The sequence below is a fragment of the Sorangium sp. So ce1504 genome (assembly GCF_051521635.1).
Classification (GTDB): domain Bacteria; phylum Myxococcota_A; class Polyangia; order Polyangiales; family Polyangiaceae; genus Sorangium; species Sorangium cellulosum_B.
This window is the reverse complement of the sequence record NZ_CP150365.1, coordinates 9,958,521-9,985,326: the sequence shown is the minus strand read 5'-3', so window position 1 is coordinate 9,985,326 and position 26,806 is coordinate 9,958,521. Positions and strand designations below refer to the sequence as shown.

15 protein-coding genes are annotated in these 26,806 nt (G+C 69.5%); 9 read left to right on the top strand and 6 right to left on the bottom strand.

What is annotated here, in order from left to right:
• Positions 1–139: 139 nt before the first annotated feature.
• The 6 genes from WMF39_RS37590 (at position 140) to WMF39_RS37565 (ending at position 14,815) form a co-directional block, all read left to right on the top strand.
• On the top strand, positions 140–10,759 hold the full coding sequence (locus WMF39_RS37590) for a SpvB/TcaC N-terminal domain-containing protein (protein WP_437741286.1): 10,620 nt from the start codon (positions 140–142) through the stop codon (positions 10,757–10,759).
• Positions 10,756–11,235: a hypothetical protein gene (locus WMF39_RS37585; protein ID WP_437741285.1), complete on the top strand. Its 480-nt coding sequence runs from the start codon at positions 10,756–10,758 to the stop codon at positions 11,233–11,235. Before WMF39_RS37590 ends, WMF39_RS37585 begins: the two co-directional genes overlap by 4 nt.
• A 272-nt stretch (positions 11,236–11,507) precedes the next feature.
• Positions 11,508–13,772, top strand: a complete 2,265-nt coding sequence (locus tag WMF39_RS37580; protein ID WP_437741284.1) for an RHS repeat domain-containing protein — start codon at positions 11,508–11,510, stop codon at positions 13,770–13,772.
• On the top strand, positions 13,772–14,014 hold the full coding sequence (locus WMF39_RS37575; protein ID WP_437741283.1) for a DUF2283 domain-containing protein: 243 nt from the start codon (positions 13,772–13,774) through the stop codon (positions 14,012–14,014). The genes WMF39_RS37580 and WMF39_RS37575 overlap by 1 nt, the downstream gene beginning before the upstream one ends.
• 74 nt (positions 14,015–14,088) lie before the next feature.
• Positions 14,089–14,355: a hypothetical protein gene (locus tag WMF39_RS37570; protein ID WP_437741282.1), complete on the top strand. Its 267-nt coding sequence runs from the start codon at positions 14,089–14,091 to the stop codon at positions 14,353–14,355.
• Complete coding sequence (locus tag WMF39_RS37565) at positions 14,324–14,815, top strand: hypothetical protein (protein ID WP_437741281.1); 492 nt, start codon at positions 14,324–14,326, stop codon at positions 14,813–14,815. Before WMF39_RS37570 ends, WMF39_RS37565 begins: the two co-directional genes overlap by 32 nt.
• Positions 14,816–15,138: 323 nt before the next feature.
• On the opposite strand, the gene WMF39_RS37560 is transcribed toward WMF39_RS37565, so the two are convergent.
• The 5 genes from WMF39_RS37560 to WMF39_RS37540 all read right to left on the bottom strand — a co-directional run bounded on the left by WMF39_RS37560 (position 15,139) and on the right by WMF39_RS37540 (position 20,560).
• Positions 15,139–16,476: a DUF885 domain-containing protein gene (locus WMF39_RS37560; RefSeq protein WP_437741280.1), complete on the bottom strand. Its 1,338-nt coding sequence runs from the start codon at positions 16,474–16,476 to the stop codon at positions 15,139–15,141.
• Positions 16,477–16,632: 156 nt separating this feature from the next.
• On the bottom strand, positions 16,633–17,448 hold the full coding sequence (locus WMF39_RS37555; protein ID WP_437740784.1) for an ExeA family protein: 816 nt from the start codon (positions 17,446–17,448) through the stop codon (positions 16,633–16,635).
• On the bottom strand, positions 17,445–18,800 hold the full coding sequence (locus WMF39_RS37550; RefSeq protein ID WP_437740783.1) for a DDE-type integrase/transposase/recombinase: 1,356 nt from the start codon (positions 18,798–18,800) through the stop codon (positions 17,445–17,447). Before WMF39_RS37550 ends, WMF39_RS37555 begins: the two co-directional genes overlap by 4 nt.
• Before the next feature lie 119 nt (positions 18,801–18,919).
• On the bottom strand, positions 18,920–19,543 hold the full coding sequence (locus tag WMF39_RS37545) for a hypothetical protein (protein WP_437740782.1): 624 nt from the start codon (positions 19,541–19,543) through the stop codon (positions 18,920–18,922).
• A gap of 357 nt (positions 19,544–19,900) precedes the next feature.
• A complete protein-coding gene (locus WMF39_RS37540) occupies positions 19,901–20,560 on the bottom strand; it encodes a hypothetical protein (protein ID WP_437741279.1) in 660 nt (219 codons plus the stop codon).
• A 346-nt stretch (positions 20,561–20,906) separates the two neighbouring features.
• Between WMF39_RS37540 and WMF39_RS37535 the strand changes: the two genes are divergently transcribed.
• Entirely contained in the window at positions 20,907–22,136 is a 1,230-nt protein-coding gene (locus WMF39_RS37535) for a phospholipase C (protein ID WP_437741278.1), read from the top strand.
• Positions 22,137–22,272: 136 nt separating this feature from the next.
• Here the strand turns inward: WMF39_RS37535 and mscL are convergent, their stop codons facing one another.
• Positions 22,273–22,722 (bottom strand): large conductance mechanosensitive channel protein MscL, encoded by a 450-nt coding sequence (mscL, locus tag WMF39_RS37530; RefSeq protein WP_437741277.1) that lies wholly within the window; start codon positions 22,720–22,722, stop codon positions 22,273–22,275.
• Positions 22,723–23,210: 488 nt separating this feature from the next.
• Here mscL and WMF39_RS37525 point away from each other — a divergent pair, with 488 nt between their 5' ends.
• The gene (locus WMF39_RS37525; protein WP_437741276.1) at positions 23,211–23,816 is read left to right on the top strand and encodes a 5-formyltetrahydrofolate cyclo-ligase; all 606 of its coding nucleotides are present in this window, start codon (positions 23,211–23,213) and stop codon (positions 23,814–23,816) included.
• A gap of 16 nt (positions 23,817–23,832) precedes the next feature.
• A complete protein-coding gene (locus WMF39_RS37520; protein ID WP_437741275.1) occupies positions 23,833–26,376 on the top strand; it encodes a hypothetical protein in 2,544 nt (847 codons plus the stop codon).
• Positions 26,377–26,806 lie beyond the last annotated feature (430 nt).

The window sequence follows — 26,806 nt, the reverse complement described above, 5'->3', positions numbered from 1 at the left end:
CGAGACCGCCCCGCCTGTTATCGCTTGTAATTGCTATTTACGATGCCGTTTGCTCCCTTCGCGGCCGCGGAGGAGACCGATGACGTCCAGGTGGATGAGACGGGTGTGGCGGCGGTGCGCGGGTTGCGTTCTCTTGCTCATGGTGGTGAGCGCGCCCCTCGGCGCGTGGGCTCAAGCGTTGACGTTGCGCCGGATAGGCGATCCCTTGCGCGCGCGGCTCACCGGCGCTCGCGGCGGCGCCGAGCTCGCGGCAGCGCTCGCCGGGGACGCCGCCGTGCTCGCGAGCGAGGCAGACCCCGCCGGCGGCCCCGGCGGCCTCGCCGTGGTCCCGATGGTGGCCTTGCCAGCGGACGTTCGCGCCGATGGCGCCGCCCCGGGGGCGGACCCGTGGGTCCTGTTCGACGGCCGCGGCGATACGGGGCTTCGCAGCGAGACCGGGGAGAAGGTGCGGATCCGGGTCTCGTTCCCGCAGCCCACCGCGCTCGAGGCGCTCTCGCTGTACGGGCGCAGCGAGGGCGCGCTCACGGTCCGTGCGGAGGACGGCGCCGAGCTTCAGGCCGCCTCTGGCCTCGTCGACGTGCCGCTCCACGACACGGGCGAGCGCTGGACGCGTCTTCCCATGGCGGTCACGGCCCAGCACGTCGTCATCGAGTGGCTTCCTTCGGGGGAGCGCGGGCCGCAGGAGATCCTGCTCTGGACCGCCGGCGCGCCCACGCGCGGCCTCTCCGAGGTGGAGCTCGCCGATCGCGTGCTCGCCGGGCGGCTCGCCGGGGCTTACCAGTTCGCTGCGACGTCCGAGCGGGCGACCGTGACGCGCACGGGCGGCGAGCGATCGCTGTCGCTCCACGTGGACACCGATCCACGGGCGCTCGCGCGCGCGTTCCTCGTCTACCAGCTGGAGGGCCGCGGGCACTGGTCGACCGTGAACCGGCAGATCAACGGCACGGCGCCGCGCGGCGGCTCCCCGGCGGCAGCGCCGGCGACCGGAGGTCTGCAAGTCGAGGAGATCGCGCCCGCGTGGCTGAGGCGCGGCGAGAACGTGGTGCGGTTCCGGCCCTCCGCGGAGCAGGAGCACGGATTCACCGTGAGCGCGCTGCGGGTGGTCGGGATCCCGCACGCCGGTGTGATCGAGGCGCGCTCCGCTGCCGAGGCGCGCGCCCGGCCGGCCGGCGGCGAGCGCGCGCCTCGCACGGAGGCGCTGAGCCTCGATTTCGGCGCGCCTGTGGCGCCGCACGCGCTCCTCTTCCAGCTGACCAGCGCGGGCGCCGGGGAGCTCCAGATCGCGCCCAGCGAAGGAGCGAAGGGGCTTCGCTTCGACCTGAAGGACCTGCCGCCGGGCTGGCACCGGTTCGAACTCCCGGACTCAGCGACATGGCCGGGGGCGGCTTCTGCGCAGATCGCGCGGGCGAAGGGGAGCCACGCCGAGGTGTCGGACGTCGCCGTGGTGGCGAGCCCCGTCCCGTCGCGCGCGCGGCGGATCGCGCTGAGCACGCCGCTGCACGCCGAGTGCGCCGAGGGAAGAGCCCATGTGCGCGGGTTCCTCGATCTGGCCGGCGAAGACGCGTCGCGAGCACGGCTGTTCGCCGGCGCGGAGCCGGTGGCGCTGGGCGACGACGGCAGCTTCGAGCTCACGCTCCCGGAGCCCGAGGGGGCGAGTCACCGGACGTGGACGGCGCGCCTCGAGGCGCGGCTCGAGGACGGCACGCGTTTCGGTCGCGAGCTCCAGCTCGGTCCGTGCGCCGCGGGCGCCGCCCCGAGCGGGCTCGTCGTGGACCACGGCGCGCCCTATGGCGCGGTGGTGAGCCCGGACAAGGGCGCGGTGCTCTCGTTCGCGGGCGCCACGCTCGATATCCCGCCTGACGCGCTGGAAGAGACGACGCGCATCACGATCCGCCCGCTGATGCCCGTCCAGGTGCAGCCGATGGGGCGCGCGATGCGCAATGTGACGCCCGAGGGGCGCGCGTTCCGCTTCGGCCCGCACGGGCTCAAGTTCAGGAAGCCCGTGAAGCTGACGTTGCCTGTCGACGCCGCGGCGATCCCGAGCGGCGCCAGGGCCAGGGAGATCTTCGGTTTCTACTTCGACGAGGCGGTCCAGCGATGGACGAAGCTCGGGCGCGTGGAGGAGGGCGGGGCCCGGGAGCTCACGAGCTTGACGGATCACTTCACCGATTTCGTCAACGCGGCGATCTCCATGCCGGATCAGCCGGGAGCGCAGTCGTTCGATCCCAACGCGATGAAGGGGATCCAGCTCGCGAGCCCGTCCGCGGGCGTGTCGTTCATCGAGCCGCCGGAGGCGAACGGCCAGGGCACGGCGCAGCTGTCGTTCCCGATCGAGGTGCCGCCGGGCCGGCACGGCATCGCGCCGGATCTGGCGGTCACGTACGAGAGCGAGCTGGGCAATGGCTGGCTCGGCGTGGGGTGGGATCTGCGCTTCTCGGCGATCGAGATCGACACGCGGTTCGGCGTGCCGCGGTACACGGGCGACGAGCTCTACACGCTCGACGGCCAGATGCTGCGGGCCATCCCCGATCAGCCGGGCAGGTACGAGCGGCGCGTCGAGGGCGCGTTCGATCGCATCGAGCGCCTCGGGGCCGATCCCGGGAGCTTTCACTGGGTGGTCACCGACAAGGACGGCACCCGGTATACCTACGGCGAGAGCGCGGGCGCGCGCCTTGCGGACCGGTCTGGCCAGGCCGGGATCTTCCGCTGGAACCTGGAGCGGGTGGAAGACACGTTCGGCAACCGGATGCGGATCTCGTACTTCAAGGACGCGCCCGAGGGCGAGGACTGGGTGCAGCTCTATCCGCAGCGGATCGACTACACGGAGCACGAGAGCGGCTTCCCTGGAGCGCACTATCACGTTGTCTTCTCCGTGGACGACGGAGCGCAGCGGAGAGACGTCGTGAGCTCGGCGCGCGCCGGCTTCGAGGCGCGGACGACGCGGAGGCTCACGCGCGTCGACGTGACCATGGGCCAGGCGCCCGACGCCGAGGAGATCATCCGGAGCTATCATTTCGCGTACGACACGCCGGACCCGCGGCACCATCACAAGTCGTTGCTGAAGAGCATCGCTGTCCACGGAAACGGCGGTGAGGAGCCGCTCTACGAGCACAGCTTCGAGTACTTCAGCCTCCAGCAAGAGGGCGGCGAGCTCCAGGTGTTCTCGGCGCCGACCGAGTGGAGCCGCCCTGCGGAAGGGCGCGATGGCCTCGGGGCCACGAGCTCGGTCGAAGGGGGGCTCAGCGCGTTCGTCGGCGTGGGGCCGACGGTGTGTGATCCGCACGTCGGGCTGGGGGTCTCCGTCTCGTTCGGGGCGGACGACGAGGACGTCGCGTTCACGGACATCAACGGCGACGGGCTCCCGGATTTCGTGGGCAGCAACGGCGTCTGGCTGAACTCGCTCCCGGATCGGTCGAGCGGAAACGCGTTCTCGCCGGAGGGCGTGGGCAGCACGCACCAGATCACGGCCGGCCTGCAGGGGGCGATGCACCTGTTCCAGGAGCTCGGAGGTCTTGGTCTCAACCGCGCCTGGAGCACCGCGACCGCGCAGAGCCTGCTGCTCGACATCAACGGGGATGGCTTCCCGGAGCTGCTGGATGGGAGCGGGGCGACGCTGAACCCGAACAACGCGCGGCTGGGGCCGGGCGCCCGCGGCGCCGGGTTCACGATCGACGAGGATTTCAGCGATGGCGAGCAGGTCGAGGCGCTCCGCAACGCGTTCTACCGGACCAGCGCGCTGGTGAAATGGACGCCGCCGATCGACGGTATCGTCGTCATCGACGGGGGCGTGTCGCTGGCCGGGGGCGGCGCGGGAGACGGGGTGATGGCGTCGATCACGAAGACGACGCCGGCGCCGCGGGCGAGTGACAAGTTCCACCGCGACCACCAGCCGCTCTGGCAGAGGGACATCGGGCCGAGCGATGCTGCGTGTGTCCCCGAGGGCGAGAGGGGGTGCGGGAGCGGCGTCCGCGTCCGCGTCCGTCCGACGGATGCGCTCTTTTTCCGCGTGGACCCGAAGGAGGACATCGAGGGCGACATCACGCGCTGGAACCCGCGCATCCGCTATGCGGAGCTCTGCCTGTCGGACTCCTGCCGGCCGTTGCTTCCGCGCGAAATAGGGCGCCCCGACGCGCTCAGGCGTCCGATGTATACCTATACCTTCGCGGACGACTTCTCCGTGCTCGACCGGAGCGTGCCGGGCTGGGCCGCGGGGGCGGACGGGCAGGTCACGGTGCAGGCGAGCTTCGTCCGGACCGACGCGCTCGATGCGTTCGATGTGCGGCTCGTGCGCCAGGACGTCGACTCGGGGCAGAGCGTCGAGCTCCATCGGACCAGGGTGTCGGGCGCGCAGCTCAGCACCGAGATCGCGTGGCCGGTGTCCGTGCTCCAGGGCGACCTCCTGTTCCTGTATGCCGAGCTCGGCGAGAACGTGGTCCACCCGTCGCGCGTGCAGTACCAGGGGTTTGCCCGGTACACCGAGGTGTGCGGCCACGACGCGGATCCGGGGAGCTGCCGCGCCGTAGGGGAGTGCGCGCCCAGGTCCGGTGCTCCGTCCGGAAAGAGGGTTTGCGGGCTCGAAGCGTTGCCCGGCGACGGCGGGCCGATCTCGGTGCCCGAGGAGTCGATCCTGGCGCCCGTGCAGCTGAGCGACAGCACGACCGGCGGGACGGCGCTCTCGCTGTCGCGGGTGGCCATGCCCGAGAGCGGGCCGGTCAGCCTGCTCGGCTCCGCCTCCAAGCGAGCGACGCAGGGGCCGGTGACCCTGCGGGTGGATCGCGGGAGCGAGCGGCTGTTCCGGGAGCTGCTCGGAGCGGAGGCGATCTCGCCGGCCAGGAGCGTGCCTGGCCCGAGCGATCCGGTGGTGTTCCCGGTGACGGAGGGCGAGGAGCTCGCCTTCACGAAGTTCTTCGAGAGCGCAGCGGACATGGACACATCGCTGTCGGATCCCGGAGCGTCGGTGTCGTGGCTCCCGCAGCTCGTGTTCAACGAGACGGGGACGGTGCTGGACGTGCCCGCGGTGAACGCTCGAGCGATCCCGGATGGGAAGCTGGAAGCCCGCATGGTGGGCGGGTTCCGCGGCTTCAGCTATGGCGAGTGGACGACGGAGTACCCGTTCGACGAGAACCAGCTCCGCCGGAGGCCGGAGGAGAACAGGCCGCCTTACTTCACGCGCGTCGAGCCGCACTGGGAGGGGTACCACGCGAGCTGGTCGCCCGGGGACGCCGGGTTCCCTCTCGTGGGCAGCGTCAGCGGCCCGGTGTTCCGGGGGTCGGGCGCGGACATGTACATCCGGGCCGGGGAGCTCAAGCCGTCGCGCGTCGGCGGCGTCCGGCCGGAGGACGTGGCCAATGTCCCCGGGCTGAGGAAGAGCCACAACGGCTCGGGCTCGGCGGAGCTCGCGCTCATCGGGTCGTTCCAGGTGACGACCGGGACCACCGAGTCGAAGCTGGAGCTCGTCGACGTCAACGGCGATGGGCGGCCCGATGCCGTCACGCAGGGCGGCGTGCGCATCCAGACGTGCGGCAGCGGCGGCCGGTGCGACGGGCAGCAGCCGGGGCAGTATGGCGCCCTGACTGTCGGTGGGCCGGGGGACATCCGGGTCATCGAGACCATGAGCGCGCGGTTCGGGTTCGGCTTCGGATCCGCGGCGTCGGTGGTCGCTGAGAAGATCGAGGCGAGCGCCGAGACCAAGGAGGTGCTCAGCGTGCTGCCCTCGCTCGGCAAGAGCTGGGGCACGTCGCAGACGACGAAGGACCTGCTCGACGTGAACGGCGATGGGCTTCCGGACAAGGTGAGGAGCGCGGGTGGCGTGCTCCATGTGCAGCTGAACCTCGGCTACCGCTTCGGGGACGAGCGCGCCTGGGCGGCGCTCGATCCGAGCGGCGATCCGTTCGAGCCGCTGCCGGAGGTCGACGGGGATCCGCTGACCGCGCTGAGCCGGGTCTGGTCTCCGGAGCAGCTCAAGACGGTGCGGGTGCAGGACAACACGACGAACAGCCTGCAGGTGGGTTATGCGGGGATCGGCGGCGGCATCGCGCACACGGTGAGCCGGACGCTCGTCGACTTCGTGGACCTGAACGGCGACAGGCTGCCCGACCGGGTGATCAAGCAGCCTGGACAGGGCTACTACCGGGTCCGGCTCAACCTCGGTGACCGCTTCGGGCCCGAGGAGAGGTGGAGCGCGCCGGCGGTGAGCGGCGGGCTGCCGTGGGGGGTCGTGCTGGAGAAGGAGTTCACGAAGGAGATCAACGGCAGCAATGACGCGCTGTCGTTCTCCGAGACGACGGCGTTCAACGCGGGGTATGGCGTGCCGATCAAGATCTCGACGCCGTACGTGTGCATCGTGCTCGAGATCGCGGCGCAGCTCGGCTTGAGCGACGGGCGGAGCGAGCTCGCATGGGAGGACCTGGACGGCGACGGGACGGCGGATCACGTGCTGAAGCTGGGCGAGGGGATGCTGCGCGAGAGCGACACGGCGCTGCGGGCGCGGCTGAACCTGACGGGCAAGACCAACCGGCTGTCGCGCGTGGTGCGTCCGCTAGGCGGCAGCATCCGGCTGGACTATGCGCGTGAGGGCAACAAGGTGGCGTATGCGAGCAGCCCGGACGAGCTGAGCGTGGACATGCCCGGCGGCAAGTGGGTGCTGTCGCGGGTGGAGGTGGACGACGGCATGGGCACGCCCGCCTACGTGCACACGTTCGATTACCACCAGAGCGGGTTCTACGACCGGGCGGAGCGCGAGGACTACGGCTTCGCGCAGGTGACGGCGACGCGGGAGGACGGCTCGCAGATCGTGACGCGGTACCACAACCAGGACTATTACCGGCGCGGGCTCGTGGCCGAGGTGATCGAGCAGGACGCCGAGGGGCGGCTGTTCAGCCGGCAAGAGGTGGTGTACCGGGCGCCCGGGGCGCAGGCGACGCTGACGGGCTCGTTCTTCCCCAGGGAAGAGCTGCGGACGATGTCGTGGTACGAGGGCCAGACGACGGACCCGAGCGCGCCCGGCAAGCAGACGAGCGAGGAGCGGGACTGGGACGACCGCGGCAACCTCATCGGGGTGATCGAGCACGGCGAGCCAGGCACGCTGGAGGACGACGTCACGACCACGATCCATCACGTGACGTACGACGGACCGCACATCGTGCGGGCGGATAGCGTCGAGGTGCGCGACAGCGCGGGGACGCTGCTGCGCGAGCGCACCGCGGGGCACAACGAGGTGACCGGGGCGGTCGAGTGGATCACGAGCACGGTGATCGGCGGCAAGGATCCGGCGACGGGCGCGCCGTACACGGGAGACGCGTCGACGAATCCAAGATGGGAGTTCACGCACGACGCGTACGGCAACCTGGAGCGGGCGATCGAGCCGCGGGGCTTCACGCTGACGTACGAGTACGACGATGTGGCGGAGACGTACCTCTCCCGGGTGGATGACTCGTTCGGTTACTTCTCGGAGACGTCGTCGGACTACCGCTACGGCGCGGTCAGCGCGGTGCGGGACGTCAACGGCCATGAGGTCCACTACGACTTCGACGCGTTCGGGCGGCTGCGGGCGGTGTTCGGTCCGGACGACCCGCTGGCGGCGGCGGAGGCGACGATCGCGTTCGAGTATGCGCTGGAGCCCGGGGAGAGCGTCGCCATGCCGGCGTGGGCGCGGACGCGGCACAAGGACGTGCAGCACCCGGGGGATCCGATCGACACGGTGACGTTCGTCGACGGGCTGGACCGGGTGATCCAGACGAAGAAGGACCTGGAGAAGGATTTAGGGACCGGGGGCGCCCCGGTCGTGGGCATGAGCGTGAGCGGCCGGGTGGTGCTGGACGAGCGGGGCCGCGTCTGGCAGCAGGGGCAGCCGGTGTTCGCGACGGGCGAGGCGACGGCGTTTGTGGACGTGGCGCTGAAACACCCGACGACGTTCGAGTACGACGTGCTCTCGCGCGTCGTCGAGCGAAGGGAGCCGGACGAGGAGGCCGAGGCCGGCGAGGCGGTGACGACGACGAGCTACGATATCGACGAGCTCGATGGCGTGGCGATGTTCGTGGCGACGGAGGTCGACCCGAAGGGGAAGGTGCGCAAGGCGTACCAGGACGTGGACAACGCGATCGTGGCGGTCGAGGAGCGCAATCGGCTGCGCGGGTCGGAGGCGTGGACGACGCTGATGACGCGGTACGGGTACAGCGCGGTCGACGAGCTCGTGCGGGTGATGGACACGCGCGGGAACGTGACGACGGCGGCGTACGACACGCTGGGGCGGATGGTGACGCTGACGAGCCCGGACATGGGGCGCACGGAGTGGCGCTACGACCGGTCGGGCAACGTCGGGGCGCGGCAGACGGCGAAGCTCTTGGCGGAAGGCGCGAGCAAGCTGATCCGGTACGAGTACGACTTCAACCGGCTCACGCGGGTGAACTACCCGGACTCGACGGACGTGACGTATGTGTACGGCGAGCCGGGCGAAGCGGGCGACGAGCACGGCAACCGGGCCGGGCGGCTGGTGGAGGAGCAGAGCGAGGCGGGGAAGAGGACGTTCTGGTATGACCGGCCGGGGAACGTGGCGAAGCTGACGACGGAGTTCCCGCGGCTGAGGGAGCCGCACCGGGGGCCGTACCAGGCGACGATGGAGTACGACTTCGACGGGTTCGGGCGGCTGCTGTCGCTGAAGTTCCCTGGCTCCGGGGCGGAGGTGGTGACGTACGGCTACGACCGAGGGGGCCTGGTCCGGTCGGCGGTGGGAACGAACACGCAGATCAACCCGCAGCACCCGGACGAGCCTGCGGTGACGCAGTACCTGCTGCACATCGGGTACGACGAGTTCGAGCAGCGGGTGAGGGTGGTGCACGGCAACGGGATCGCGACCACGTACCGGTATTACGAGAAGTCGCGGCGGCTTCAGGAGATCAACGCGGACCACCGCGACAGGTACCTCGTGGAGCGCGGGCAGCCGGCGAGGGCGTTCCAGCGGATGCGGTACGAGTACGACGTGGCGGGCAACCTGGAACGCGTGCGGAACGACGTGCCGTACGACCAGTCGATGCCGGGCTCGGTGCTGGTGGGGCCGACGACGCACGACTACGGGTACGACGATCTGTATCAGCTGATCTCGGCGAGCGGGACGTACCAGGACCGGAGAGACTGGCAGTTCCGGTACCGGCTGTCGTTCTCGTACGACGAGATTGGCAACATCCTGACAAAGGACCAGGCGAGCTACCGGTACGTGCCGCAAACGTGCCCCACGCCGGGTGGGTGCGACGGATGGCGGGAGGACCATGCGATCCGGGAGCAGACGTACCGGTCGGAGTACCGGTACACGGGGCCGCAGCCGCACGCGCCGAGGCAGATCGACGAGCAGCTCGTGGCGGAGTCGGCCCCGTGGTCGCGGGTGATCAGCTACGACGCGAGCGGCAACCAGACCGGCTGGACGTACCGTGGCTCGGACACGCGGACGACGGACTGGAACGAGGAGAACCGGGTCACGCGGGTGACGCAGAACGGTCAGGTGCTGTCGCGGATGCTGTACGACGGCGACGGCGAGCGGCGGGTGCACCTGCACCACGTGAGCGGCGAGGAGGAGACGGCATACCACGACCAGCACCTGACGCTGCGGGACGGGCGGTTCGTGACGAAGCACATCTATGCGGGGCAGACGCGGATAGCGAGCAAGATGGATCCGGACTGGTTCCGTGACCCGCCGACGCTGTACTACCACCCGGACCACCTGGGCAGCACGAGCTTCGCGTCGAACAACGAGCAGACGCTGACGCAGCGGGACGAGTACTTCCCGAGCGGGGAGCTGTGGATCGACGCGTCGGACTCGCGGTACGAGCTCAGGCGAGCGTACGTGTTCACGGGGAAGGAGCTCGACCAGGCGACGGGGCTCTACTACTTCGGGGCGCGGTACTACGACCCGAGGAGCAGTGTGTGGCTGAGCCCGGATCCGATCCTGGACGAGTACATGGAGGGGGGGACGAGCGGGGGAGTGTTCAACCCCGGGAACCTGGGGCTGTACAGCTACACGCTGAACAACCCGGTGAACCTTGTCGACCCGGATGGGAGGAGCGCGCAGGGGGCGCATCGGAACTTCCCTCCCGGGGCCGATGGGTGCCGGCACCCGAGCTGCTTCAACGGGCCGGCGGGGCAAAAGTTCCACCAGGAGCAGATGCTGCAGCGGATGAACGCCGGCGCTGCGGCGGCGGGTCGCACGTCTCGCGGTATCGGGGACGGCATGCGCCGGCTGCTGTTCAGGTTCGTCATGCAGCAGCAGCAGACTGCTCGGCCGCCGGCGCAGCCAGCAGCCGCGTCGGCGCAGCCGCCGCCGGCCGCACAGCCGGCGAAGGGCCCGCAACCGGCGCCGGCCGCGAAGCCGCCGCAGGGGGCGGAGGCGGCGAAGGCGCCTGCGACGCAGACAGCACCATCGAAAGAAGCTGCAGGGATCGACCGGGCGCGTGCCGCTCGCGATGCGGCTGGGCGACGCCCAGACGGAAAACCTGATCGAAGCAGCGCCGCCTACGTAGGAATTACACGTGACGGGAAAGTGGAGGTAGGGCGATCTGGTCCACGTCTTCATGCGGAGGTTGATGCCGAGGCGAAGCTCCCAGGGGGAACAATGACCGAGGTGAATGGCTGGCGAAGGAATCAATCGACAGGGCAGCTAGAGTGGACCGAGATCCCTGTGTGTGTTCCGTGTCAACAGAAATTTCCGCCTGAGAGATTCGTTCCGGGGACGCTGCGAGATCCTCCTGGCGGTACGTCGGGTTCCAAATGAAAAATATGAATGTCGCGGAACGTCTCATTGGGTCCATTGACTGGACTAGCGTTCATGAGGCGGAGGGGACCGGAGAAAGGGTGAAAGATGCATTGCTTGGCTTGCTGAGCGCAAAGGACCCTGAGGAGTCTACGAGGGCTTACTGGGGGATAGAGAATCACGTGGTCGTTCAGGGCGAGTTGCATCAGATCGCGGAGGCGTGTACGTCCGTGCTGGTTGCCTGTCTAGTAGATCCGCGCCCACGCTTCGTCAGGATAGCGGTACTCGATCTTCTGTTTCAGATTCTCGGGGGGTACGCATCACCCTCGAACTTCACTCCGGGTGACATTGTTGAACGATGCCATCGCGCGGCACGGGAGGGGTTATGGATTCTCATCGACGAAGCCATACACCGTGAAAGAGAGGCCGCTCGAGATGTTCTTAGATTGCTCGGTGAAGAGGAGCGAGTAGACGCGCTTTCGAAATCCGTTCCCTGACCCGGCAGGGGTTGGGCGCCGGTGACGGGAACCGCCTGACGCATTCCCTCAGATAGTTCCAAGAATTCCATGGGTTACAGCGTGCTTGCTGAGTCCCTTGCCATCGCCGGTTATGAGTGAAACGAGCCGTTTTTTCGCAATCCACCAGAAGACCGCACACGGGTGGGTTTGCTTCAGCCAAATAGGAGTGATGATGATACGTGCCGCATGAAGCGGCTAAACCTGTCGTCGGAAGCGGCGCTGAAAGTATCGAGCAGTAGTTCGGTCTTGCGTTGTTCGATGACTACCGCAAACTCCTCTTGAACAGAAATAAGAGGACGTTCTGGTATGACCGGCTGGGGAACGTGGCGAAGCTGACGACGGAGTTCCCCCGGCTGCGGGAGCCGCACCGGGGGCCGTACCAGGCGACGATGGAGTACGACTTCGACGGGTTCGGGCGGCTGCTGTCGCTGAAGTTCGCTGGCTCCGGTGCGGAGGTGGTGACGTATGGCTACGACCGAGGGGGCCTTGTGCGGTCGGCGGTGGGAACGAACACGCAGATCAATCCGCAGCACCCGGACGAGCCGCCGGTGACGCCGTACCTGCAGCACATCGGGTACGACGAGTTCGAGCAGCGGGTGAGGGTGGTGCACGGCAACGGGATCGCGACGTCGTATCGGTATTACGAGAAGTCACGGCGGCTTCAGGAGATCAACGCGGACCACCGCGACCGGTACCTCGTGGAGCGAGGGCAGCCGGCGAGGGCGTTCCAGCGGATGCGGTACGAGTACGACGCAGCAGGCAACCTGGAGCGCGTGCGGAACGAGGTGCCGTACGAGCAGGACATGCCGGGCTCGGTGCTGGTGGGGCCGACGACGCAGGAGTACGGGTACGACGATCTGTACCAGCTGCTCTCGGCGAGCGGGACGTACCAGGACCGGAGAGACTGGCAGTACCGGTACCGGCTGTCGTTCGCGTACGACGAGATTGGCAACATCCTGACGAAGGACCAGGCGAGCTACCGGTACGTGCCGCAGGCGTGTCCCACGCCGGTTCCGGCTGAGTGCGACGGGTGGCGCGAGGATCATGCGATCCGGGAGCAGACGTACCGGTCGGAGTACCAGTACACGGGCCCGCAGCCGCACGCGCCGAAGCGCATCGAGGAGCACCTCGTTGCGGAGTCGATGCCGTGGCCGCGGGAGATGCGATATGACGCGAGCGGCAACCAGACCGGCTGGACGTACCGTGGCTCGGACACGCGGACGACGGACTGGAACGAGGAGAACCGGGTCACGCGGGTGACGCAGAACGGTCAGGTGCTGTCGCGGATGCTGTACGACGGCGACGGCGAGCGGCGGGTGCACCTGCACCACGTGAGCGGCGAGGAGGAGACGGCATACCACGATCAGCACCTGACGCTGCGGGACGGGCGGTTCGTGACGAAGCATATCTATGCGGGGCAGACGCGGATAGCGAGCAAGATGGATCCGGACTGGTTCCGTGACCCGCCGACGCTGTACTACCATCCGGACCACCTGGGCAGCACGAGCTTCGCGTCGAACGATGAGCAGACGCTGACGCAGCGGGACGAGTACTTCCCGAGCGGGGAGCTGTGGGTCGACGCGTCGGACTCGCGGTACGAGCTCAGGCGAGCGTACGTGTTCACGGGGAAGGAGCTCGACCAGGCGACGGGGCTCTACTACTTCGGGGCGCGGTACTACGACCCGAGGAGCAGTGTGTGGCTGAGCCCGGATCCGATCCTGGACGAGTACATGGCGGGAGGGCCGAGCGGAGGGGTGTTCAACCCGGGGAACCTGGGGCTGTACAGCTACACGCTGAACAACCCGGTGAACCTGGTCGACCCGGATGGGCGGCAGGCGCAAGGGGGGCACCGGAACTTCGCGCCGGGTGGCAATGGAATGGGTGGCTGCCGGCATCCGAACTGCTGGTACGGGCCCGAAGGGGCTCGCTTCCAGCAGCAGATGCAGATGCAGCGCTTGGCGGAGCAGCAGGCGCAGGGCAGGATACCGACAAGCCCGGCGGCTGCTCCTCCTAGGACGGTGCACATGGGCGGCGTGAACCGAGAACCGGTGCTGCCACCGCGGACCGCTGCCCAGCAGCAAGCGGCGGCGCCCCCGAAGCCGGTGCCGGCAGTGCAGCCTGGGCAGGCAGCACAACCGGCGAAGCCACCGCAACCTGCCCCGGCAGCGCAGCCGCCGAAGCCTGTGCAGACGGCGGCCGGAAAGGCATCCGCGCAGCAGACGTCATCCAAAGCAGCCGCAGGAGAAAAACCAAGCGTTTCGGTTAAGAAAGTTGTGAATATCAATATGCCGCATGCTGCAGAAAGGGCAGTTGAGCGCGCGGGTTTCAGTAGTGCAAAGGATGCTCGCGCCGCGCTTCAAGAGTTCGGGGCCAGTATAGAAAGGGGCGGCTTGCCGAGTGGTGCTATCCGAGATACTGCCCATGAAGATCGAGCGATTGTTCCTGGGTTCGGGCAGCGAGGGGCTGTTGTCTATCAGGTCAAAGACGGGACTCTGAAGCTGAAGACGGTGTTGTAATGGAGGCCGCTAAAATGAGTGAATCTGACTCGTCAAATGGTGTTGGGTTCTTTGAGTTGCGTGTGTCTGAGGACGATTCCGATGTGGCGTATCTTCGGTTGCCGTCTCATCCTGGAACCAGTCCCTGTGAGATGTCCAAGTCTGCTCGGCTTCGTGATCTTATTGGTGATTACGATGGCCCGGATGTGGTGCTTGATTTTGATTTGAGGGATGTTCTTGTGGGTATTGAGATAATTGCATAGGCTGGGAAATCTGGCGAAGCTGACGGCCGAGCCCCCCCGGGCTGCGCGAGCCGCACGGGGGAGGGGACCGTACCATGCGACACACGGAGATCAACCCACAGCACCCGGACGAGCCTGCGGTGACGCAGTACCTGCTGCGCATCGGGTACGACGAGTTCGAGCAGCGGGTGAGGGTGGTGCACGGCAACGGGATCGCGACGTCGTATCGTTATTACGAGAAGTCACGGCGGCTTCAGGAGATCAGCGCGGACCACGGCGACGAGTGCCGCTTGATGATAATGAGATCAGGGGCAGATGTGGATGATTCCTGTGGAAGAAGGCAAGGCGCTGCTCCTCGGTGACGAGCTGTTTCGCTCGGTTGTGAGCGAGATGCGTCCAACGTGGATCGGCGGAATCCTCGATGCGGTCCTTGCTGTGACCCGGTGCGACTTCTTGGGGTTTGGGGGGAGGATCGTGGTAATATGTCACGACAGGAATGCGTGGTGTACGGCGGAGAGCCTGTTCCTCGATCTCAGGCGGGTCAGCCTGAATCTCGAGAACGAAGGGTCGCCAATCGAGTGTGCGATGGTAGATCTTCTCGAGGTCTCCGCTAAGATCGTATTCAATGCAAGCGGAGCTCAGCCGGGTTTTGACGCGCACGCCGGAGCACGGGTCCTCCCTCTGGTGTGGCACATCATGAGGCTCGTCGAGGAAGCGCCTGGTCGCGAGGAGGCGCTGCGCTGTGTTGAAGAAGCCTTGTGGCGAGGGGTGGGAACGGAAGTTGCCAACAGGTTCGAGGCAGGCCAAACGAGAAACCTATGAGGGGATCGCGCTGGGGGGGCACGTTCCGGCACCAGGCCCCCAGCCAGTCGAGGTCGGGGCGGCCGCGTTACGGCGGGCGTCGCGCCAGGTTCGGGCGCGGCGCTGGTCGTGTCTGTGTGCGGCGGCTCCGCGGTTCGGCCGGCGCGAGCTCCCCAGGCCCGAGCCTCAGCGATTGGGCTCGGTCGGGCCCACGCCAGCCGAGGGGGGCGATCCGTCGTCACGCCCCCGGAACCCCGGCCGAGCCTGCGGAGCGCGGCGACGGTTCGCCACCGCAAATCAGCCTGCGGGAGCTCGTCCAGACCGCGCCGCGGGCCCTCCGCCGCTCAGGGCGCCGGCTGTGCCGGCACGAAGCGCTCGATGACCGCCTTGCGAAGCAGCTTCGGCGGCAGGATGCCCTGGGCGAGCACGAAGTCGTGGAATCGCTGCGCGTCGAAGCGCGGGCCCATCATGGACTCGGTCTCTCGCCGCAGCTCCATCAGCCGGGTGAACCCGTAGAAATACGAGGTCGCCTGCCCCGGTGCGCGGAAGGTGTAACGCTCCACCTCGGATTGCGCGAGGGGCGGCGAGAGGACCACCTCTTTCTCCAGGAAGGTCCGCGCGGCGGCCGGCGTGATCTTGCCCGCCTGGAGCTCCGGGTCCAGGAAGCCGCGGGCGGCCCGGACCAGGCGGTGTTGCAGGGAGACGAGCTGGCCCTCGGGCGGCATGAACGGGAGCAGGATGGCCTCCGAGTAAAGCGCCCACCCCTCCATGTTGGCGCTGTTCTCCGCGAAGACGGCCCGGGCGAGCGAGACGCCCCGCTCGACGAGCGCGGCGAACTGGAGCTCGTGCCCGGGGCGCGCCTCGTGGGCGGTGAGCGTCCATGACGCCGCGGCATAGGTGAAATCGTCGATCCTCCGCAGCTGGTCGGAGGGCCCAGGCAGGCTGAGCGGAAGCACGAACTCCCCCGCTTCTCCCTGGTTGTCGAGCAGCCGCGGCGGCCGCATGCGCGGCGCCGGCATCTCGGCGCTCTCGGCGGCGGTGCCGAGCCGGATGCGCGCCGGCCGCTCCGGCAGCGTGACGAGGCGCTCCTTCCGGATGATCTCTTCGATCTGGGCGAGCCGCTCCTTGTAATGCGGCAAGATCGCCTCGCCCACGAGCTGCTCTTTCTTCAGGGCGCGGATCACGTCCCGGTAGTCCGCGCTCGGCAAGTTGCGTGCTTTCGCGATGGGCAGCGAGAGCTTCTGCATCTGCGCCTTCAGATCGTCGAAGGCGGCGTGGGCCAGCCGAGCGAGCTCGGCGGGCGGGATGTCGACGCCATGCAGCTCGAGCATGTACGCGTAGAGCGGCGGCGGCAGCGCGAAGTCGGTCCGCGCCTTCGGGAGGACGTCCTTGCGCAGCGCCGCGTCGTACGCCTCGAGCTGACGATTCAGCGCAGCCAGCGGCTCTTCGTGGCCGCTGATGCCGTATTTCCGGAAGAGCTCACCGAGTCCCTCCCGCACGCGGGCGTTGGTGGCGAGGTGCCGCTCGATCTCCATCCTGGAGGGCGCCAGCAAGCCGGGCTTCCCGAGCTCCTGGTCGAGCCTCTTCCTCGCCTGCTCGGCGATGGGCGCGTGGCCCGCCTCCAGCCCGTGTTGACGCTCAGGCTGGCTGATGGTCCGCCGAGCAAGCTGCTTGATGGCCATCGCGGGCGTGCACGGTTGCGGTCAAGGAGAGCGATGGCCATCGCTCGGACGCGCGCCGCAGGGCAGCTCGCAATGGCCATCATGGTTGGTGGCCGTCGGCGCCGGCGAGGTGTCCCTTTACCAGCGCCGAGGTGGCGCCCGTCGTGTGGGTCAGCGTCAGCTGCCGTCCGTCCCCAGGTCGCCGACGATGCGCGCCATCACGTCACGCTCGACGAGTTTCTTCTTCCGTCGCGCCGCCTCGCGCAGCGCGGCGGTGGCCATGCGGTCGATCTCGCGCAGGCTCGAGCCAGCCGCCTCGTGGAGCAGCGTCAGAGCGTCCGCGGTGAAGACGTCGCGATCGGCGCCGGCACGGCTCATCCGGAGCCGCACGTACTCTCCGGTATCGTCGGGGACCATCGCACCAATGGACAGACGCCGCTCGATGCGGGAATATAGCGAGCGGTTTTTGCGCAGCTCAAGCCGGTCTTGGAGGTCAGAGAGCCCTACCAGGATCAGCGACAACAGGGCGCGGCTGTCCCATTCGTAGTTGAGCAAGATGTGGAGATGATCGAGCGTGTCTTGGTGGAGCAGGTGCGCTTCGTCCAGCAGGAAAACCGGGTGGATGCGCTCGCGGCCGAGGGTCTCGATATGCGCGCTGACAGCGTAGAATACGGCCGCCGCGGTCGCAGCGGGGTTGAGGCCGAGGGCATGGCAGAGCTGGCGATAGAAGTCGCGGCGGCCCAGCGTGGCGTTGTGGCAGTAGGTCAGCCGGAAGCCGGCCTGCGGCAATCGATGACGCACGGCCCGTAGCACACACGTCTTGCCGGCACCGGGCTCGCCGACCAGCAGCACTTGGGCGTGCTCGTGCACGGCCTCGCACACCTCCTCGACGAGCTGCTCCTTCGAGGGCGGCAGCCACAGCTCGCCGTCCTGGATCTCCTTGGAGAAGGGTGCGGCGGAGAGGGTGAAGAAGCGGACGTAGGACTCGCTCACGTCTCTCCTCCGCGCTCGCTCGTGTCAGCGCCAGTGCCTATCGAGCGGCCGAGCGTCCGCGCGGGGTTGAAGTCCACGGGGCGAGTCGGCTTGTTCACCGCAGGCCCGCCGCACGGCAGCCGCTTTCGGCGCGCGTTGCGCTGCGGGTCGACCGGATGCAGCACCAAGCGCTTGCCCTCGTGCTCGACCCACGGCGGCTCGTCGGGCGCGACGAAGCATCGGGCGACGGAGACGATCTGGCCGGCGAGGTAGCCTTGATCGAGCTGCCAGGCGACGCCGTCGACAGAGACGATGTTGTCGCCCGAGACGCGGCGCCGGGTGCGCTCGGTGAGCGCGACGCGCAGCGCCCTTTCGTCGACGCCGCCCTCGGCGGCGGGGCGGGCCGCGTAGACCTTCGCCGGGGTCTGGCCGAGCAGGCCCCCGTGCGGCGCCGGGTGGTAACGCCTGTCGAGGAAGGCGCGGAGCGTCGTGTTGATGTCCACGAGCGACGCCAGGGCGCCGAGATAGGTAAGGCACCCTTCGCGCAGCGTGCGCCAGAAACGCTCCATCTTGCCACGCGCCTCTGGGTCGTACGGCTTTGCGTGCAGGAGCGTGATGCCGAGCCGCGCGCACGCGGTTTTGAGGATGTCGCCGCGGTAGGTGGAGCCGTTGTCGAGATAGAGCGCGTCGGGCTTGCCGTGGCGGCGCAGGGCGTCGACGGTCATGGCGAGCATGTCGACCTCCTTCTCGGTCGTGTGCGCCTCGAGGGCCACGACGTAACGAGAGGCGTCGTCGAGCAGCCCGTGGATGCGGAGCGGCATGGCTTTGCCGCCGACGGTGCAGCCGGTCACGTGGCAGACATCGCCGTGCCAGAGCGCGCCGGGGCGCTCGGCTTGCCAGCGCAGCCGCGTCTTCGGCTCTCCCTCGGCGCGCGCGGCGCGGCGGCGAAGGCCGTGCGCCGCGTACAGTCGCCGTACGGTGGGCTCGGAGATCTGGGTGGCTTCGAGTCGCCCCTCGTCCACAAGCGTCTTGAGGATGAGCGGCACCGAGGCGTCGGGATGCTCGCGCCGAATGTCGAGCAGCAGCGTACGCAGCTCCTCCGACAGGTCCTGCGCGAAGCCGCGATCGCTGCGTGGCTGTGGGCGCAGGCCGTCGAGGCCAGCGGAGCGATACGCGTACAGCCAGCGCTCGAGCGTGGGCACCGAGTAGGTGCGGGTGCTGTGCGCGCCCGGCGGTCGAAACCGCTGCTCGCTCAGCGCACGCAGCGCTGCGGCGAGCTGGCCGTGAGTGAGTACGCGGTGCATGAGAGGGCCGATGACCGTGGCGCGATAGATCGCGACGGTCTCGGCGTGGTCGGCGGGGCCGAGGGCCATTCGGACAGGTCCTTTCTGCGCCTTGCTGGCGCGCGGTCCTTGTCCGGGATCGGCGGCGTTTTTGGCAGGGATCCTCTCAGGTGGGCTGTACGATCGGGGCTCCTCGGGGGCAAAGGCCCTCACGCCGCATGCGCGGCGCCGAAGAAGGCGCGCTGCTCGATCGGCAGCGCCCGGGTCGTCGGGTCCGCGGTTGCCGCGAGCGATGTCGCGACGGCGGCTGCCCTCTTTCGGAGCGAGGCGGACGGGCCTGGGTCGGGGGCGTCCGAAAACAGACGTCGCTGCGCGACGTCGCGCGCCCACCGACGCAGCGTGGCCCAGCCGGCGACGGCGCTGTCGCCGAGGATCTTCGCTGGGCCCACGCGCCGACGGACCTCGGCCGCCGTCGCGAGCGCCAGGCCCCAGAGCGCGAGGGCGAAGCCGATCGCGGCGGCGCTGTATACGCGAAGGCCGAGCACTCCGCGAGGAACGACGAGCAGCACAGCGCGGCAACTGAGGCAGCGGTAGCGGCGAGCTGTCACCGAGAGCACCTCGGGGCGTTGGTCCGGGCTGGTGGGGCCCCAGACCTGCCGCTCGCGCCTGCCGTGGCCTTGGAGCCGGATGGCGCCGCCCAGCGGACAGCTCGCAGCGCCGCAGACGGGGCAACGCGCAGGCCGCGCTTCGACGACCGTGGGCGGCTGCTGCTGCCAGCGCTTGATGTCGATGGCGCTCTGGATAACACTGCGACCGCTTCGATTCCTGGGCACAAGAACCGGAGCACGACGAGGAGGCTGTCCGCCAAGATCAGGTCTCCTCGTCGCCTATTTTGTGGCCGGCACCGCGCCGCTGCTCCGCTCCTGCGGTCGGCCTAACCCGTCGTGAGGCGGGCGTGGGAGCGACGAGGGGTGGTAATTTTTGACCGATGGACGGAAGTCGGGCGCCCGCGAGGGAAGGGCTTGTTTGAACCGACGCAACCGTGCTCAGAGGGAACGGAGATGAGAATCTTGAGAGGCCGGAGGTAATGCGTCGTGTGTCGCGGCGCTCCGGAGTCGTCGTCCCGGGCTGCGTACGCGGAGCGAGCATCCTCCTTGATGGCCAGCCTCGTTGGGCAGAACCCCTCACCATCAAGCAGCACGCTCGATGCGGTGCGCTGCCGCATCGATGAGAGGGCGCGGTAATAGCCCGGCGTACCGCCGGAGCCGCGCGAGGGCCGTGGCTCGGCGCGGCGGCGGGATGCGGTCGTCGAGCAGGGTCGAGATGCCCTCGAACACGAGCCCCGTGGCGTGCACGTAGGTGACCCGGGTTCTCTCCTCGAGCTCGGACCCGCGGACGGCCCGGTCCGCAGCGTCCAGCAAGATCTGAAGATCCTCGGCGACCGCCGGATCCTTCTCGGCCGCTCGGCGCTTCTCCAGCTCCGCGATGGCCTCGCGGTACGCGGCGCGCAGTCGCGCCTCGACGCCGGGCGACAGATCGGAGACCTCCTGGTCGGCGCGCTCGACCCCCAGCGCGCTGGCGCGCTCCGGCGAGAACCTGGCGAGCACGTCGAGGAGAATCTTCGCATGCTCGTTGCTGCGCTCGACCCACGCCGGCAGTCGCCGCGCCGCGGCGGCCGCGCTCTGGCCCGGCGCCGCGGCGGCCGCGCTCTGGCCCGGCGCCGCGGCCGCGCTCTGGCCCGGCGCGGCGGAGGGCGAGGGAAGGGGAGCCGGCGCGGCGGGCGGCGGCGCCCTGACGGTGCACGCGGCGACGAGCAGGGGCGCGAGGGCGCGGAGCGAGCGCAAGGTCATGAGGCACCTCTCGCACAGGCGCCCTGGAGCGCCAACCGGCAGCAGAGGAGCAACTTACCCGCGCACCGAAGATGCCTCCCGCAGCCTGCGGCGTGAGCGCGGGCCCCCTCGGCGCATGGACAAGTTGTTGAATTGGCACCGCTTTTCAGGGGACGTCGGAGCGCATGGAAAATATTCAGTCAACCCGGGTCAGGTCCCCGCAGCTGGGGCTTGACGTCTTCGGGAACTTTGGATCTCCTTCTCCGCTGGCAGATCTCGGTAGATGAATTCACGATAGTGAAACTGGCCCTGCGCGGCCGCGTCGGCCGGCACAGCGCTGAGCGCATGAGAAAGCGAGCGGTGGAACATGGCAGACATTCGTCATCTGGTCATCGTGATGCTCGAGAACCGCTCCTTCGATCACATGCTGGGTTACCTGCGCGGCACGGGCATGGACGTCGATGGGGTGATCGGCGCGACGAACTCGGACGATAACGGCACGCCGATCACTGGATATCATCTCGAGAGCACGAGAGTCCGGATCCGCCCGCATCACCACCGGAAGGAGGTCGTGAGGCAGATCAACGGCGGCGCGATGGACGGCTTCGTGAAAGGCTACAGCACGAACAGCCACGTCGCCGAGATCATGAGCTGGTACGACCAGCGCGATCTGCTGACGTACGATAGCCTGGCGCGACAGTACGTCGTTTGCGACCGGTGGTTCGCTTCGTTCGCGGGCCCGACGTGGCCGAACCGGTTCTTCGCGCTCTGCGGGACCAGCGGCGGGCGCACGGGCAACCTGCAATGGATCGACCACGCGACGTTCCTCGACTTGTTGCCTGCCGACTCGTGGCGCTACTACTCGCACGACATCGCGTTCTTGCGCACCGTCGAGAAATACAAGGGCCACCGCGGGCTGCCGATCGCGAAGATATCCTCGTTCTACAGGGCCTGCCGTGAAGGCACGCTGCCCAGCGTCTCGTGGATCGACCCGAACTTCACGCTGGTCGACGTGGACGCGCTGCTGAACTGGGCGAATGACGACCATCCCCCGGCCGACGTGGCGCGCGGTCAGAACCTGATCGCGCGCATCTACAACCACCTGATCGCGAGCCCGTCCTGGCCGCACGTGGCGCTGGTCGTGACCTACGACGAGCATGGCGGGTTCTACGACCACGTGCGCCCGCCGCCGTCGCCCGCGAACGAGGCGGCGCCGTTCGATACGCTCGGCGCTCGCGTGCCGGCCCTCGTCGTCTCGCCGTGGGCTCCGCGCGGCGTGCCCTTCCACGGAACACTCGACCATACGTGCATCGCGCGCACCGCGCTCGAGCTGTTCGCGCCCGATCGCGTGAACGCGCTGAGCCCTCGGGTCACCGCGTCTCCGAGCCTGCTCTCCGTGCTCAGCGAGACCAGGCCACGCACCGACCAGCGCAGGCTCGATGGTATCCCGATCCTGGAGACGGCGGTCGCCCCGATCCACATGGGCTCGACCGCCCCTTCCGGCTTTCACTCGATGGAGCTCACCGACGCCCAGCAGGAAATTCTGACGCTGAAGAAGGCCGTGCTCGAGGCCGGCGTGCCCGTCGAGAACCATTGAGCCAGAGCGCGGCCATCCGCGGCCGCGCGCCCCTCCGAACGAACCCGGCGTCGACGCGCCCTGCCTCGACGGAGAGCCCGCTCGCCGGCGAGCCGCGCCGGCTGCGCCGCCCACGCGGTGACCTCTCCGTTTCGCGTCACGCGCCCTTCAGCGCCGCCGTGCAGTGCCCGCAGCGCACCGCCTTGATGGGGATGCTCATCGCGCACTCGGGGCACTCCTTCGTCGTCACCTCCTCCGCGTGCTGTCGGTGAAGCTTCCCCATGAGCCGCACCAGGAGGAAGACGCTGAGAGCGACGATGAAGAAGCTCACCAGGCTGTTGATGACGACCCCGTACTGGAGGAGGACCGCGCCGGCCTTCACCATCTCCTCGGGGGTCGCGTACGGACCGGGCCCGCTCGGCGACTTCAGGACGATGTAGTGCCGGCTGAAATCGACGCCGCCCGTGAGGAGGCCTATCGGCGGCATGATCAGGTGATCCACCAGCGTCTTGACGATGTTGCCGAACGCCGCGCCGATCACGACGCCCACGGCCATGTCGACGACATTGCCACGAACCGCGAACTTCTTGAAATCCTCCCAGAACATCGCTTCCTCCGGCGTCGGGGGCTCCTGCCCTCGCAAACGCACCGCTCCGGTATCGTCTCTCCGCGATCAGGGCGCTACCAGCCGCCTGTGCGGACCGCGCGGCAGCGGCGGTCGCCGCCATCCGCGCAGCCGCCGCCAGCAGCACGAACGGTGCCACCGGGCTCGTCCGTGGGCTCCCCCTGGTGAACCGCTCGCCAACTGCGCTTTCCGCGCGGTCCCTCCCGCGCTCTCGCGCGGTCCCTCCCGCGCTCTCGCGCGGTCCCCTCGCTCGTCCGGCGCTCCCTCCCCTCTCTCCGCCCGCTCCGCGCCGCGCCTCGGGCCCCCCGTCTGTCCCGCTCCCCCGCGCTCGCAGCGCGGCCGCTGCCCCGCCCTCCGTGCAAGAGCGCCACATCTGGGGCCAACTGCGCCACCTCACGCCGATTTCGCACATGGCGGTTCCCCGGCCCGGGGCGGCTCTCTAGGATGCGCGCCGGAGGAACCACCGAGCCATGGACCCCGACGCCGAGGCCGCCCTGCGCTACCGCGCCAAAGCCGAGCTGCGGAAGCGCGCTCGGGCCGTCCGCAGCTCCATCCCCCTCGACGCCATCCTCGAGCGATCGCGCCGGATCCAGCGCGCGCTCGCGGAGCTGCCGGCCCTCGCCGCGGCCCGGCGGGTCGCGCTCTTCTACCCGATCGAGGGGCGCAACGAGGTCGACCTCAGGGAGCTCGATCCGCTGCTGCGCGCCCGCGGCGCCCGGGTCGCGTACCCCTCCATCGACCCCGAGTCGCGCGCCATGACCTTCCGCTTCGTCGAGGACCCCGAGGCCATGGAGGAGCGCGGCCTCGGCTTCCGCGAGCCCGACGCGACCGACGAGGAGGCCGCCGCGCTCGACGTCATCGTCGTGCCCGCCCTGCAGATCGACGCCCGAGGGCACCGGATCGGCTACGGCGTCGGCTACTACGACAGCACCCTGCCGCGCTTCTGCCCCCCGGCGCATGCGGTGGGCGTCGTGTTCGACTTCCAGCTCGTCGCCGAGGTGCCGGCGACCCCGGGCGACGTCCCGCTCGGGACCATCGTCACCGACGCCCGCGTGCTCGCCGCCGAACCCGCCTAGGATGCCCAGGGCGCAGGTGGGAGAGGACAGCGCGAGCGACAGGCCCGTCCTCCTCGCGGCCATCGCCTCGGGCGCGATGATCGCCCAGCAGGTCGCCGGCCGGGCGACCCGGGACGCCCTCTTCCTCGCCAGCTTCGGCGCGGCCGACGTCCCCAAGGTCATGGCCGCCGGCGCGGCCCTGTCGTTCGGCGCCGTCGTCCTGCTCTCGCGCGCGCTCCTCCAGCTTTCCCCCGCGCGCGTCGTCCCGGCCACGTTCGCTGCGAGCTCCGTGCTCCTCGCCCTGGAGTGGGCCCTCGCCCGGCGCGCGCCCGGCGCCGCCGCCCTCGTCTTCTACCTGCACATCGCCGTCTTCGGCGCGACGCTCATCTCCGCCTTCTGGTCGCTCGTCAACGAGCGCTTCGACCCCCACACCGCCCGCCAGTCCATCGGGCGCATCGCGGGCGGCGGGACCGTCGGCGGCGTGATCGGCGGCCTGTTCGCCTGGCGCGCCAGCCGCCTCATCGACGCTCCGACGATGCTCCTGGCCCTCTCCGCGGTGAGCGCGCTCACCGCCTGGGCCACCCACCACCTGGGCGCCAGCCTCGCGCGCGCGGCCGCCGCCACCGGCGGGGCGGGGCGCACCGAGGTTGAGGCGGGGCGCACCCAGGTTGAGGCGGGGCGCACCGAGGTTGAGGCGGGGCGCACCCAGGTTGAGGCGGGGCGCACCCAGGTTGAGGCGGGGCGCACCCAGGTTGAGGCGGGGCGCACCCAGGTTGGCGCCGGCGGGGCGGGGCTCGCCGCGCTGCGCGACAACAGCCACCTGCGCGACCTCGGCCTGCTCGTCGGGCTCGGCGCCGTGAGCGGCGCGCTGTTCGACGTGGCCCTCAGCGCCGAGGCGGCCGCCGCGATGACCGACCGCAACGCGCTGCTCTCGTTCTTCGCGCTCTTCCACCTCTCGGTGAGCGTGCTCTCGTTCCTCGTGCAGTCGCTCGCCGCCACCTTCTCGCTCGACCGGCTCGGGCTCGCCGCCACCATCGGCATCCTCCCGGCCGCGGTCGTCGCGAGCACCCTCTCCCTCGTGGTCGCGCCGCGGCTCTGGGCCGCCTCCATCGTCCGCGCGACCGAGGCGGTGCTCCGGAACTCGCTGTTCCGGTCGGGCTACGAGCTGCTCTACACGCCCCTGCCCCCGGACCAGAAGCGGTCGATCAAGACGCTCATCGACGTCGGCTTCGACCGCATCGGCACCGCGGCGGGCAGCGGCCTCGCGATGGCCCTCCTCGTGCTCGCCCCGGGCGGGTCGCTCCCGCTGCTGCTCGGCCTCGGCGCGGCGGCCGCGGGCGTCACGCTGCTCTTCACGCCTCGGCTGCACCGGGGTTACGTCGCCGCGCTCGAGGGCAGCCTGCGCTCCGGCGCCGTCTCGCTCGACCCGACGAACGTCGTCGACGCGACCACCCGCCGCACCCTGAGCGGCACCGTCGACGCGCTCAGCCGCGACAGGGTCCTCGTCGAGCTCGCCGCGCTCCGGAACGCCGCGGCGGCGCGGCACGACGCCGGGCGCGCCTCCGCCGACGGCGAGCGCACGTCGCACCCCGGCCCGCCGCTCTCCGGCCGCTCGCCGCTCTCCGGCCGCGCGTCGCTCTCCGGCCCCGCCCCCGGGGACTCGCCGCGGCCTCCGGCGGGTGATCGCAGGGGCGTCGACGGGCCGCTGTCCGCGCGCGCCGCGTCGGCCGCGCTGGCGTCCGATCCGGTGCTCGCCGCCACGGCCGACCTGCGCTCCGGCGATCCCGAGCGGATCCGCCGGGCGCTCGTCCGGGAGCCGGACCCTGCGCTCGTGCCGCACCTCCTCCCCCTCCTCGAGCGCGAGGGGCTCACCTCCGAGGCGATCCGGGCGCTCCGCGCCGTCGCCCCCCGCGCGACCGGCCAGCTGGTCGACGCGCTCCTCGATCCATCCGTGAGCGTCGCCCTCCGGCGCCGCATCCCGCGGGTGCTCCAGGCCTGTCCCACCCAGCGCGCCGCCGACGGCCTGATCCTGGGCCTCGCCGACGAGCGCTTCGAGGTGCGTTTTCAGTGCGGCGTCGCGCTCGCGCGGCTCCTCCAGCAGCGCGCGCCGATCCACCTGCGGCACGACGACGTGATCGAGGCGGCGATGCGGGAGATCGCGATCGGTCGCCGGGTGTGGGACGCCCAGCCCCCCAACGTCGCGCCCCCGGTCGAGGCGCCGCTGGCCGAGCGATTGCTCGTCGAGCGGACGAGCCGCAGCCTGGAGCACGTGTTCCGTGTCCTCTCGCTCTGTCTCGAGCGCGAGCCGCTCGAGATCGCCTACAGGGCGCTCCACGCCGACGACGCCCATCTCCGCGGGACCGCGCTCGAGTACCTGGAGAACGTCCTGCCGGCGCCCATCCGCGAGAGCCTCTGGCCGTACCTGGGCGCCCGCGCGCCCGCCCCTCCCGAGCCAGGCGTCGCCGAGCCGCGCGCGCCGCGCCTGCCCGAGCACGCGCTCGACGAGCTTCGCCGCTCTGCCGCCAGCATTCCGCGGGCGTCGATCTCGGCTGCGCGCCGACGACGAGAGCCACGCACGTAGCGCGTGCCCCACCGCTCGTCGCTCCAGCGAGCGACAAAAAGAAAAAAGCGTCGCCGGGGCCTAGGGGGGGAGAGGCCGCACCAGCAACGCTCGTCCGTGAACTAGCAGCTCACATGCCACTGCGAGAAGACGGAAATAGAGTTAAAATTCGCATAGATGTCCCGGGCACATCCTCCCGGTGTTGCAATCCTGCGATTTCACCCTTGCAGCCGAGCATCGTGTCGGGGACGTCCCCCACCCATCCGTCTCAAGGCGTTCACCCCCGGCCGTCTGCCCCATCTCCAGCGGTTTCCGCCCCCCTCTGCACCATCCAGAGCCGCAGCAGAGCGGCGGTCTCCCGCACAGGAGACGGGCCCAGATCGGCGTTTTCGGCGCGCAAGCGCACTCCGGTGCGCTGAGCACCGAAAACGTCGAGGTGGGCCCGTATCCG

Excerpts from the sequence above, each read along its gene's own strand:
- WMF39_RS37590 (WP_437741286.1), top strand. The coding sequence starts at position 140 with ATGGTGGTGAGCGCGCCCCTCGGCGCGTGGGCTCAAGCGTTGACGTTG.
- WMF39_RS37585 (WP_437741285.1), top strand. The coding sequence starts at position 10,756 with ATGAAAAATATGAATGTCGCGGAACGTCTCATTGGGTCCATTGACTGG.
- WMF39_RS37575 (WP_437741283.1), top strand. The coding sequence starts at position 13,772 with ATGGAGGCCGCTAAAATGAGTGAATCTGACTCGTCAAATGGTGTTGGG.
- WMF39_RS37570 (WP_437741282.1), top strand. The coding sequence starts at position 14,089 with ATGCGACACACGGAGATCAACCCACAGCACCCGGACGAGCCTGCGGTG.
- WMF39_RS37560 (WP_437741280.1), bottom strand. The coding sequence starts at position 16,476 with ATGGCCATCAAGCAGCTTGCTCGGCGGACCATCAGCCAGCCTGAGCGT.
- WMF39_RS37550 (WP_437740783.1), bottom strand. The coding sequence starts at position 18,800 with ATGGCCCTCGGCCCCGCCGACCACGCCGAGACCGTCGCGATCTATCGC.
- WMF39_RS37540 (WP_437741279.1), bottom strand. The coding sequence starts at position 20,560 with ATGACCTTGCGCTCGCTCCGCGCCCTCGCGCCCCTGCTCGTCGCCGCG.
- WMF39_RS37535 (WP_437741278.1), top strand. The coding sequence starts at position 20,907 with ATGGCAGACATTCGTCATCTGGTCATCGTGATGCTCGAGAACCGCTCC.
- mscL (WP_437741277.1), bottom strand. The coding sequence starts at position 22,722 with ATGTTCTGGGAGGATTTCAAGAAGTTCGCGGTTCGTGGCAATGTCGTC.
- WMF39_RS37525 (WP_437741276.1), top strand. The coding sequence starts at position 23,211 with ATGGACCCCGACGCCGAGGCCGCCCTGCGCTACCGCGCCAAAGCCGAG.